The organism is Streptomyces sp. NPDC048275, assembly GCF_040652275.1.
Lineage (GTDB): Bacteria > Actinomycetota > Actinomycetes > Streptomycetales > Streptomycetaceae > Streptomyces.
Genome location: NZ_JBEZLR010000123.1, coordinates 17,397 through 28,190 on the forward strand (window position 1 = coordinate 17,397; position 10,794 = coordinate 28,190).

The window sequence follows — 10,794 nt, forward strand, 5'->3', positions numbered from 1 at the left end:
GGCGGGGGCGGGGGCGGGGGCGGGGGCGGGGGCGGGAGGGGAAGTGCCGAGATCTCGTCGTGATCTACGCCTCGACGAGCCCCTTGGCGTCCCGCGCGAGGGCGGTCAGCCGGGATATGGCGCGGAAGTACTTCTTGCGGTAGCCGCCGTTCAGCATCTCCTCGCTGAACAGTTTGTCGAAGGGCATTCCGGAGGCGAGGACGGGCACTTCGCGGTCGTAGAGCCGGTCGGCGAGGACGACGAGCCGCAGCGCCGTCGACTGGTCCGGAACGGGCTGGACGTCGGTGAGGCAGACGGCCCTGAGATCGTCGGTCAGGGCGCCGTAGCGGCTGGGGTGCACGCGCGCGAGGTGGTCGAGCAGGTGCGGGAAGTCGTCGAGGGACGCCCCGGCGGTGGCGTACGCGGCCTTCGTGACCTGCTCGTCGGTGAAGGGCGCCGGGGCCTCGGGCAGCCCGCGGTGGCGGTAGTCCTCGCCGTCGATGCGCAGGGGCCGGAAGCGCGCGGACAGGCCCTGGATCTCGCGCAGGAAGTCGGCGGCCGCGAACCGGCCCTCGCCGAGCTTGCCCGGCAGCGTGTTCGAGGTGGCGGCGAGTGCGACGCCTGCGTCGACCAGCTTGCCGAGCAGGGTGGAGACGAGGACCGTGTCGCCCGGGTCGTCGAGTTCGAACTCGTCGATGCACAGGAGCCGGTGGCCGGAGAGCGTGCGCACGGTCTGCTGGAAGCCGAGCGCGCCGACCAGGTTCGTCAGCTCCACGAAGGTGCCGAAGGCCTTGAGCGAGGGCTCGGCCGGAGTCGCGTGCCACAGGGACGCGAGCAGGTGGGTCTTGCCGACGCCGTAGCCGCCGTCGAGGTAGACGCCGCGGGGGCCGGCGGGGGCCTTCGCCGGGGCTTTTCCGAAGCCGAACAGCTTCCGCTTGCCGGTGCCGAGGGCGTGCGCTCCGCCGAGACCGGCCGCGAAGCCGGCCAGGACGCGTACGGCCTCGGTCTGGCTGGGCTGGTTCGGGTCCGGAATGTACGTCTCGAAGCGCACCGAGTCGAAGCGCGGCGGCGGCACCATCTCGGCGACGAGCCGGTCCGCGGGGACGTGCGGCTCGCGGGCGCACAGGGACAGGGGGGCTGCTTCGGCTATCGGATCGATCCCGGAAGCGGCGGTGGAGGACGACACGGTTCCTCACTCTACGGGCCGTGCCACACTGCACGACATGCGACGCCTGTTCCCTGTGACCTACGAAACAGCAGCCCAGGCCTCCGCGGGGGCCCCCGGGACGGCCGGTGCGGAGGGGGCGGACCGCGAATGGGAGCTCCTGGAGTTGGCGGAGGTGTACGCCTACCCCGATGTCCGTGAGCCCTGGCTGCGCGCCAACATGGTCTCCACGCTCGACGGGGCCGCCCAGCACGACGGGAAGTCCCAGGGCATCTCCAGCGCCGCCGACATGCGGATCTTCGGTGTGCTGAGGGCGCTCGCGGATGTCGTGGTGGTCGGCGCGGAAACGGTACGCCAGGAGGGTTACCGCCCGGCACGCGCGCGTGCGGACTTCGCGGCACTGAGGGAGGCGTCCGGCCAGGGCCCCGCACCGGCGATCGCCGTCGTCACGGCCGGTGTGGACCTGGACTTCTCCCTTCCCCTCTTCACCTCGCCGCTGGTGCCCACGCTGCTCCTGACGGGGGCCGCGGCGGCACCGGACCGGGTGGCGGCGGCCGAGAAGGCGGGCGCCGAGGTGGTGGTCGCCGGGGATGGCATGGGCGTGGACCCGGCCCGGGCCGTACGCGCCCTCGCCGACCGTGGCATGACCAGGCTGCTGACCGAGGGCGGCCCCCGGCTGCTGGGCCAGATGGTCGCGGCCGGGGTCCTCGACGAACTCTGCCTGACCCTCTCCCCGACGCTCACCGCGGGCGACGCGCAGCGGATCGCCTCGGGGCCCTCGATGGCGGCCCCGAAGCAGTTCGAACTGGCGTCCCTGTTGGAGGAGGCCGGGTTCCTGTTCGCCCGCTACCGTCGGCCCTGACAAGCCGGGCCCCTCCTGACAACGGGGCAGGTCCCGACAAGTAGGTGAATATCCCGTTCTGCTTATCTTCTGCAGGGCACACTAAATTTCGCAGACCCCGTGCGGTCACGGGGCAGGATGGTTTCCGCAGGGGCCCAGGGAGGCCCACGGAGGAGAAGGGCGCCTGTCGTGTTCACAAGCGTATTGATGATCGAGAAGGCCCTGACGTCCGCCGACGTGGAATTCGTCACCACCTTGCACGGTGACGAGGAGGTCGCCTTCCATGTGCTGCTCCAGCCGCGGGGCGACCAGGCGGACCGACTGCTGCGGGCCATCGACGACGTCGCGCTCGGCGAGCTCGACGAGGCGGCCCACGAGCGCGAGGTCCCGGAGGGCGATGAGGCGGCCGGCCAGGGACGGCAGGCCCTCGAGGTGTCCCTGGTGGCCCTGCGCTCGGCCGGCAGCGAGGCGGCGGGACGGCTCATCGAGGATCACCCGCTGGACGCGCTGAAGGTCCTGGTCGAAGAGATCGACGCCGACGAGGTCATCGTGCTGACCGACCCCCACTACGTGGAGGAGTTCTTCCACCGCGACTGGGCCTCGCGGGCCCGGCACAAGGTGGGGGTGCCGGTGCTGAAGCTGTTCTCGCACAGCAAGGCATAGCCGCTGCCGCCGGGCGGGGGCGGCGTTCAGGTTGCGGTGGGCTTGCTGCCGCGGGTGGTGTGTGGCTGGTCGCGCCCACGCGGCGGAGCCGCACGAGGGACACGGCCCCGCGCCCCTGTCGGAGCGCTGCGCGCTCACGACAAGGATTAGGCTGGGCGCGCGCCGCGTCGTCGGCGCGCTCAGCCTCGTATCGGATCTTGGGGAGAAACACGCATGGCACCCGGCCTTCCTACCGCCATGGACCGACCGCACTTCATCGGGATCGGCGGAGCCGGCATGTCGGGGATCGCGAAGATCCTGGCGCAGCGCGGGGCGAAGGTGGCGGGCAGCGACGCGAAGGAGTCCGCGACCGCCGAGGCCCTGCGCGCGCTGGGCGCGACCGTGCACATCGGCCACGCGGCGGACCACCTGGCGTCCGACGCCACCTGTGTGGTCGTCTCGTCGGCGATCCGCGCCGACAACCCGGAGCTGGCCCGCGCGGCCGAACTCGGCATCCCGGTGGTCCACCGCTCGGACGCCCTCGCCCGTCTGATGGACGGCCTGCGCCCGATCGCGGTCGCGGGCACCCACGGCAAGACGACGACGACGTCGATGCTCGCGGTGTCCCTGTCGTCCCTCGGTGTGTCCCCGTCGTACGCGATCGGCGGCGACCTGGACGCCCCCGGCTCGAACGCCCTGCACGGTGAGGGCGAGATCTTCGTCGCCGAGGCCGACGAATCGGACCGCAGCTTCCACAAGTACGCGCCCGAGGTGGCGATCGTCCTGAACGTGGAGCTGGACCACCACGCCAACTACGCGTCCATGGACGAGATCTACGAGTCCTTCGAGACGTTCGCGGGCAAGATCGTGCCGGGCGGCACGCTGGTGATCTCCGCGGACCACGAGGGCGCGCGCGAACTGACCCGGCGGCTGCCGGACTCCGTCCGCGTGGTGACGTACGGCGAATCGGCGGACGCGGACGTCCGCGTCCTGTCCGTCACCGCCCAGGGCCTGAAGAGCGAGGTGACGGTGGAGCTGGACGGCTCGGAGCTGACCTTCGCGGTCTCCGTCCCCGGCCGCCACTACGCGCACAACGCGGTCGCGGCGCTCGCGGCGGGCGTGGCGCTGGGCATCCCGGCGTCCGACCTGGCCCCCGCGCTGGCCTCCTACACCGGGGTGAAGCGCCGCCTCCAGCTGAAGGGCGAGGAGGCGGGCGTCCAGGTCGTCGACTCGTACGCGCACCACCCGTCGGAGATGACAGCGGACCTGGAGGCGATGCGCGCGGGTGTCTCGGGCCGCATCCTGGTCGTCTTCCAGCCCCATCTGTTCTCCCGCACCCAGGAGCTGGCCAAGGAAATGGGCCAGTCCCTGTCCCTCGCGGACGCCTCCGTGGTCCTCGACATCTACCCGGCCCGCGAGGACCCGATCCCGGGCGTCACCAGCGAACTGATCATCGAGGCGGCGCGGGCGGCGGGCGCGGACGTGACGCCGGTGCACGACAAGGCGGCGGTGCCCGAGATCGTCGCGGGAATGGCGAAGCCCGGTGATCTGGTTCTCACCATGGGCGCGGGTGACGTGACGGATCTCGGCCCCGAGATCCTGACCCGCCTGTCGAAGTAGCCGTAGCTTTTGTGAGGGGTTGAGCTTCATGTCGTACGACATCGAAAAGCCGGACGAGCAGTGGCGCGCGGAGCTGACCCCGGCCGAGTACGCCGTCCTGCGCCAGGCGGGCACGGAGCCGGCGTTCCGCGGCGAGTACACCGACACCAAGACGCAGGGCGTGTACTCCTGCCGGGCCTGTGGCGCCGAGCTCTTCACCTCCGGCGAGAAGTTCGAGTCGCACTGCGGCTGGCCGTCCTTCTTCGACCCGAAGGATTCCGACGCGGTCGAGCTGATCGAGGACCGGTCGCACGGGATGCTGCGGACGGAGGTGCGGTGTGCTCGGTGCGGGTCGCATCTTGGGCATGTGTTCGAGGGGGAGGGGTATCCCACTCCCACCGATCAGCGGTACTGCATCAACAGCATCTCGCTGCGGCTGACGCCGGACGAGGGCTGACCGTTCAGGCCTCCAGCACGGGGCGGTTCCCCGGATCCTGGCCCAACTTCTCGTACACCCAGGGCGGATTCCGCGGCGCTCGATTACGGGTGCGGGTGGTGAGCAGGGAGTGGACCTCTCGCCGGGCTTCGCGTTCGGCGAGCTCCCCTGCCTGATAGCGGGTCAGAACATTGCGGACCCGGGACAGTTCGTCGTCCTTGGCGGTCTCGGCTTCCGCCGTGCGGCGCTCGTCGGTGTCCTCTCCCGCGGAGGGTCCGGTGTCGGGGTCCTCGTGGAACAGGCGGGCCGCCGCGTGGCGTACGAGCACTTCGCAGCGCAGGAGACCGGGTGCGCCCGAGGCGACGCCCAGCGCCAGGCGTTCGGCGCGGGCGAGGACTCGCGTGGCCTGTTCGTGCGCCTCCTGCACGGCGTACAGCGAGCTGGCGTCGATGAGGGCTTCCAGAACTCTGGGATAGGTCTCGGCGCGCTGCCACAGATCGGCGGCGAGCTGCTGCAGGTGAACCGCGGTGGCCGGGTCGTCGAGGCTGTGGGCGGTGAAGGCGGCGTTGGCGTAGTCGTTGGCCGCGTTGCCGAGGTTGTCGATTCCTTCCCACAGGCTCGCCGCACGGCGGTAGAGATCGAGCGCCGCTCTGGTGTTTCCTGCGTCGTCCTCGGCGAGGCCGCGCTCGTTGCACGCCATGGCACGGTATTCGGCGGTGCTCCACTGGTCCGCCAGTTCCGTGGCGGTACGGCCCCACCGAAGTGCGAGATCGAAGCCGTCCATCCGGCGGGCGATGCGGCAATTGTTGATCGCGACGGGGACAGCGGCGGCCGAACGGCCCGCCGAGGTGAGCGTCGTGACCGCCCGTTCGCCCGCGGTCAGCGACTCGGCCCACTCTTCCTGGTCCCACAGGATGAGACTGAGCCTGAACTCGGCGTCGGCGACGTGCTGGTGGAGCCGATACTCCTTCGCGATGCCGGCGGCTTGGCGCGCGGCGTCGGCGGCAGGACCGAAGGCCCCGGCCCCGCGCAGAGTGTCGGCGTTGAGGAGGCAGGCCTTGACTGCCTCCTCGGACCGGCCCTGCCGCAGGTGCAGGGCGATGCGGTTGTCGTTGACACCGATGATGGCGTCGAGTTCACCGCGGGCGGTGTACAGGACGTGCAGGCCGATCGCCAGGTCCGTCGCGAGGTCCAGCCATTCGTTGTCCTGTGCGAGCCGTTGGGCCGCGTGGAAGCGGGTGGGATCGAGCTCGCCCGACAGCTGGGCGCCGTGCGTCTGGTCCGTGATCTCGGTGAGCCGCGCACAGAGATACGACACGGAGGCATGCTGGAACTCGCTTACGGCGTCCGACGGTTCGTCCTCCTGCAGCCGCTCCATGGCGAAGAGTCGCACCAGGTCGAACAGACGGAAAGTGGCCAGCAGCCGCCCGGCGGGCATGCGGACGAGGTCTTGGAGCGCGAGGCTGCGGTCCACCAGCCGGTTCAACAGGAGCTCCTGCCGTAGCGCAGGTGCCTGGAGACAGTGGCCCAGTTCCGCCCCGGTGAGGGCCGATCCGGGTGCCGCGGTGATCAGCCGGAGGACCCGGCGTGCGGCCGGGTCGAGGGCGTCGTGGCTGAGCCGGATCGCCAGGCGGACGGGCCGGTCGCCGTAGTCCAGGACCTCCAGCCGTTCCGATTCCGTCTCCATCAGCTGTACGAGGTAGGAGGGGGCGAGCCCCGTGGGGTGCATCATGCGGGCCCCGGCGATACGCAGCGCCATGGGTACGTCGTCGCACAGATGGGCCAGCCGGTGCAGGGCGCCCGCCGCGTCGTCGTCCAAGGAGCCGAAGTCCCGTCCCTCCGCGCATCGAGTGAGCACCTCCACCGATGCGTTCCGGTCCAACGGCCCGACCTCGAAAACGAGTCCGGGATCGGCGTAGTCCTGGGCGCGGTCCCGCGAGGTCACGATGAGTCCGCAGCCGGGCGGCGCCTTGACGAGGGGCCGTACGTGGGCGGCGTCGCGGGCGTTGTCGAGGACGAGCAGGACACGCCGATCGTGCAGTTGCGCGAGAAAGGACGCGATCGCCCGGGCGTCGTCCATCATCTCCGAGCCGAGATCGAGACCCAGGGCCTCGGTGACGATCCGCACCACCGTACGGGCGTTGGGACGGGCGTCCGCGTCCGGGATCAGCCCCTGAAGATCCACGTAGAACACTCCGCCCGGGAAGGCGGGAGTGAGCGCGCGGGCGGCTTCGACGGCCACGACGGATGTGCCCACACCCGGCTGCCCGCACAGGAACGCGGTCGCCGCCCCATGCCGAGTCATGCGTCGGTCGACCGCACCGACCACCCTGGCCACGAGCTCCTCGCGGCCGGTGACGCACGAGTCCGAGGGAGGCAGGCCGGACATCTGGACGGCGACCGCGGCGAGTTCGGGGCGGCCCGGGACCGGCCCGATTCCGAACGGCGTCCGGCCGCGGTCGTCGTCCCGGTCGCCACCGCTGCCCTCGCCCGCGCTGTCCGCCGCCATGGGGCGAGCACTGAGGAGTACGGGCTGCACCGACGAGCTGCGGATCGGGGGCAGTTGGTTCAGCAATGCGTGCAGGAAGCCGGACAGGGGGATCGTGTCTGCGTCATCCAGAGCCTCCCGTAGGAAGCGGCGGCACGCGGGGGAGAGCTCCGCGAAGAGGCCGCCCTCCAACTCGTCGCACAGGACACGGCGGAGGCTGCCGAGGAAGGCGCGCGCCGCGTGGCCGGACACCTCATGGTCCGGATGAGTGCCGGGGAGCGTGCCCGTCCACCGGCGTACCGCCTCCTCGTGGTCGTCAAGGCGCGGTAGAAGGACCCTCGGTTCCAGGCCGAGCAGGCGGAGTCTGCGCCGCAGGCCCTCGACTTCCCGCTGATCCCAGCCTTCGCCGCAGGCACGCGAGACGAGCAGCTCCACAGCGTCGTCCAGCCTGCCGGTGCCGCGGCACGAGTCGTCGAGCGCGATGAGGACGAGGGCGGCCTCCCGTGCCGCTTCGACGGGACCGACGATTCCCGCCGCGGCGGGACCGACGGACGCCAGGGCGGAGCCGCGCGCGGACATCACCGTGCCCACCTCGTCGTCGAAGGTGTCGAGCACCAGCCGATGTTGCACGCCGACTTGGGCGGAGTCCTCCAGCAGGTGGGTGAGATCCTCGGTCCTGGCGACCCAAACCGAGTTGCGCAGCCAGTGGTCGGCGCTGTTGTAGCGCGCCGACACCACGCCGAGTACGAGTCCGTCGGCGAGGCGGACCACCGGGGCGCCGCTCATGCCGGGCAGCACCGAATCGGACGACAGCCTTCCCAGCGGCACGCCGTCCCGTATCGTCCAGCCCTGCCACGTGCCCGTGGCATGCAGGAACGCATAGCTGTGCCCCGGGTCGTCCACCTCGGGGACACCATTGACCATCACCTTGGTCAGCAGTTCCACACCGTCGGTCGGCGCCCAGCCCGCCACCGACTCTTCGAGGGGTTCCGCGCGGCGCAGCACGGCCAGGTCGCATACGGGGTCGATCGCCACGACCTTTGCATGAGCCGAGGCCATCGAGCCGTTGAGCGCATCGGTCGTCACCTCGGAGCCCACCTCGGCGCATCCGAGGTTCGCCAGTACGTGCCAGGCCGTGATCAGGACGCCGGGCGCCACCTGAAAACACGTGCCCATCGCAGAGCTGTCCTCGGCGAGAACCCGCCCGAGGCACCCCGAGACTCGGGGATGACCAAGTGAACCGCTCATCCCACCCCCTCTTGGGACACGGCCCCAGCGCGTCAGGCCCTGGGGGCCGCGGTCGGGGCCTGGTACGTCATCCGCACCACCAAAGAGGCTTCTCCAGAAGCGCCGGCCACGATGACATTCCCCTGTGCCGAGAACTTCAGTCCGAACTCGACCTCGACCTGGTCGGGCCGTACCGCCTGTTCCCGGAGCCGTCCGACCGCCTGCGCAGTGGAGGTGGCGATCTCCACCACCGCGTCCCGCGCGAGATCGAAGGAGTCCACGACCTGCCGGCCCGCGTCCCGTAACCGCGACGTGGGTTCGGACCCGGGCACGGGCACCATCTCCACCAGCAGCTCGACTTCACCCACCCGTACGGGGAGCAATCGGTTCGTCATACGCACAACCTGCCACGCCACCACATTCCTTGTCCTCGGATCCCATGGATCTCCGTTCCAGGGGGAGGATTCAAAGCACCTTGCGGTGGACGAGGGCCGAGAGGACGAGCGTGCCCGGCAGGAGGGGCACCCAGACCGTCAGGACGCGGTAGCCGACGATGGTCGTCGTGGCCAGGTCCATCGGGGCGCCGAAGGCGACCATGGTGAACACCAGCGCCGCGTCCACCGGACCGATGCCGCCCGGCGCGGGCACGGCTCCGACGGCGGTGCTGGCGAGGAGGAGCGCGAGGACCACCTGCGCCCAGGACAGCGGCAGTCCGAGCGAGAACCCGACCGAGGCGATCACGCTTCCCTGGAGCAGTGGGGTGGCGGCCGCTCCACCCCAGAGGGGGAGGACGCGGCTGGGCCGGGTGTGCAGGAGCCGCGCTTCGGTCAGGGCGGTGCGTACGAATCCGAGTGCCGGGCGGCGCAGTGGACGTACGACCGTCAGGAGCAGGCAGGCGATGACGGGGCCGAGCACCAGGGCCCCGGCGGCCAGGAGCAACGTCAAGTCGTCCGGGACGAGTTCGCCGAGCCGCAACACGTCGGGGAAGGCCACGAGGAACGCGATGAGCACCACCGTCTTCGCCAGTGGCTTGACCAGCGAGTACAGGGCGAGCGAGGCGGTGGCCCGGGCCAGAGGTATGCCGCGGCCCTGAAGGAAACGCAGGGTGACGGCATGGGCGCCGATGCTCGCCGGAAGCACATGGTTCGCGGCGCCGGCGGCGAACTGCGACGCGAGCAGCAGCCCGGGCGGCAGCCGTTCCGGTACGGCTCCCTGCCGGACGCATGCGGCGGCTGTCCAACCGAGGCAGGTGAAGAAGATTCCGGCCAGCAGCCACCAGGGGTCGGCGCCGGCCAGCCGGGCGGCGCCGTCGCGCACGGTGCGCCAGTCGACCACCGCCCACGCCCCGATCAGCAGGAGCGGGAGCAGGGTCACCGTCAGGCGGGTGAGGCGGGCGACGGTGGAGGGGGAGCGGACGGGCGAGGGGGTGGGTGAGGGGGAGGAGGGGGAGGAGGGGAGCGTGGTGGGGAGTTCGTCGAGCGGGAGCAAGGACACGGCGCACGTCGTCCTTCCGCGTCGCGCCCTGGGTGGGGGCCGACGGATAAACAGCGACGTAGGGGGACGGCCGAAATCTTCCCGCCCGGTGTGACGCCACGGTGTCCGGGAGGGGAAGGGGTACCAGCGGGTGGGCGACGTGGCCGGGAAAGGCGTCCGACCTGGACGATCTCCTGGTGCTGTGGAAACGCAGGGGCCGCACATGTTTCGCGGAGACGGTATCCGTGGTGATGGGCCCAGGCGGCGATCCCCACGCGGTTCCGGGCGGCCTCGGCCGGCACGGTCGGCCCGGCGTCCTCGACAGGAAGACGCAGCCGCCGTCGTTCAGGGCGCCGTAGACGTACTCGGCGAGGTCGAAGGTGGTGACCACGACGACCCGCAGCGGTCCCGACAGCAGGCAGGTGGCCTCGAGGCCGTCCGGCTTCGGCATCCGGATGTCCGGCAGACCCACGTCGGGCCGCAGCCGCCGCGCCGGTCTAAGGCGCCGAGATGCTTTCCATCGGCCGGTCCAGGAGTGCCAGCGCGGCCGTGGTCATGGCCGTTGTCGCCGTGGGCAGGGCGATGGGCAGGTGCGGGGCGAACTCGGGCGAGTGGTTGGACGGCAGCGCCGCGAGGCGCTAGCGGTCGCTAGGACCTGTCCTAAGGGGCAGGGGGATCGCCGGGCGCTCGCTGCGTACGAGGGCACCTTCCGTGCGCGTACACGCAAGTCGGCGATTGGCCACCCTCCTGGAGCCGTGCCGTCGGTACTCCCGCCCCGGCCGCCCAGTGTCATGAGCCAGGCCGGGGCGGGTCCTTTCCGGGCTCCGTTTCCAGGCCTCGGATTCCGCTTCTAGGGCCTGTCCGGCGGATCAAGTCGCAGGAAATCGGCGGCGCCCTATAAACGCTGGTGAGCGGGGTCTGGTGCGTCCAACTGCAAGGCGGAG

At 71.0% G+C, this 10,794-nt stretch carries 8 protein-coding genes and 1 pseudogene; 4 read left to right on the forward strand and 5 right to left on the reverse strand.

Going from position 1 to position 10,794, the window contains the following annotated elements; all coding sequences use genetic code 11:
• Positions 1-64: 64 nt before the first annotated feature.
• Positions 65-1,165: a cell division protein ZapE gene (zapE, locus tag AB0D57_RS41820; protein ID WP_362086413.1), complete on the reverse strand. Its 1,101-nt coding sequence runs from the start codon at positions 1,163-1,165 to the stop codon at positions 65-67.
• Between the two features lie 37 nt (positions 1,166-1,202).
• Between zapE and AB0D57_RS41825 the strand changes: the two genes are divergently transcribed.
• The 4 genes from AB0D57_RS41825 to msrB all read left to right on the forward strand — a co-directional run bounded on the left by AB0D57_RS41825 (position 1,203) and on the right by msrB (position 4,683).
• Positions 1,203-2,006 carry a pyrimidine reductase family protein gene (locus AB0D57_RS41825; RefSeq protein WP_362086416.1) on the forward strand — a complete coding sequence of 268 codons (804 nt, stop codon included), beginning with the start codon at positions 1,203-1,205 and terminating at the stop codon, positions 2,004-2,006.
• 168 nt (positions 2,007-2,174) lie between these two features.
• The gene (locus AB0D57_RS41830) at positions 2,175-2,648 is read left to right on the forward strand and encodes an indole-3-glycerol phosphate synthase (RefSeq protein ID WP_362086419.1); all 474 of its coding nucleotides are present in this window, start codon (positions 2,175-2,177) and stop codon (positions 2,646-2,648) included.
• A gap of 213 nt (positions 2,649-2,861) precedes the next feature.
• Positions 2,862-4,247 carry a UDP-N-acetylmuramate--L-alanine ligase gene (gene murC / locus AB0D57_RS41835; protein WP_362086422.1) on the forward strand — a complete coding sequence of 462 codons (1,386 nt, stop codon included), beginning with the start codon at positions 2,862-2,864 and terminating at the stop codon, positions 4,245-4,247.
• 28 nt (positions 4,248-4,275) lie between these two features.
• Positions 4,276-4,683 carry a peptide-methionine (R)-S-oxide reductase MsrB gene (gene msrB / locus AB0D57_RS41840; RefSeq protein ID WP_362086425.1) on the forward strand — a complete coding sequence of 136 codons (408 nt, stop codon included), beginning with the start codon at positions 4,276-4,278 and terminating at the stop codon, positions 4,681-4,683.
• A gap of 4 nt (positions 4,684-4,687) precedes the next feature.
• On the opposite strand, the gene AB0D57_RS41845 is transcribed toward msrB, so the two are convergent.
• The 4 genes and pseudogenes from AB0D57_RS41845 to AB0D57_RS41860 all read right to left on the reverse strand — a co-directional run.
• On the reverse strand, positions 4,688-8,326 hold the full coding sequence (locus AB0D57_RS41845; protein ID WP_362086428.1) for a serine protease: 3,639 nt from the start codon (positions 8,324-8,326) through the stop codon (positions 4,688-4,690).
• 104 nt (positions 8,327-8,430) lie between these two features.
• Positions 8,431-8,772, reverse strand: coding sequence for a CU044_2847 family protein (locus tag AB0D57_RS41850; protein WP_362086431.1), 342 nt, complete (start codon positions 8,770-8,772; stop codon positions 8,431-8,433).
• 70 nt (positions 8,773-8,842) lie between these two features.
• Complete coding sequence (locus AB0D57_RS41855) at positions 8,843-9,871, reverse strand: lysylphosphatidylglycerol synthase transmembrane domain-containing protein (RefSeq protein WP_362086434.1); 1,029 nt, start codon at positions 9,869-9,871, stop codon at positions 8,843-8,845.
• Between the two features lie 295 nt (positions 9,872-10,166).
• Positions 10,167-10,343, reverse strand: a pseudogene (locus AB0D57_RS41860) (DNA-binding response regulator); the annotation flags it as partial.
• Positions 10,344-10,794: the final 451 nt, after the last annotated feature.

Excerpts from the sequence above, each read along its gene's own strand:
- AB0D57_RS41825 (WP_362086416.1), top strand. The coding sequence starts at position 1,203 with ATGCGACGCCTGTTCCCTGTGACCTACGAAACAGCAGCCCAGGCCTCC.
- AB0D57_RS41850 (WP_362086431.1), bottom strand. The coding sequence starts at position 8,772 with ATGACGAACCGATTGCTCCCCGTACGGGTGGGTGAAGTCGAGCTGCTG.
- msrB (WP_362086425.1), top strand. The coding sequence starts at position 4,276 with ATGTCGTACGACATCGAAAAGCCGGACGAGCAGTGGCGCGCGGAGCTG.
- murC (WP_362086422.1), top strand. The coding sequence starts at position 2,862 with ATGGCACCCGGCCTTCCTACCGCCATGGACCGACCGCACTTCATCGGG.
- AB0D57_RS41845 (WP_362086428.1), bottom strand. The coding sequence starts at position 8,326 with ATGGGCACGTGTTTTCAGGTGGCGCCCGGCGTCCTGATCACGGCCTGG.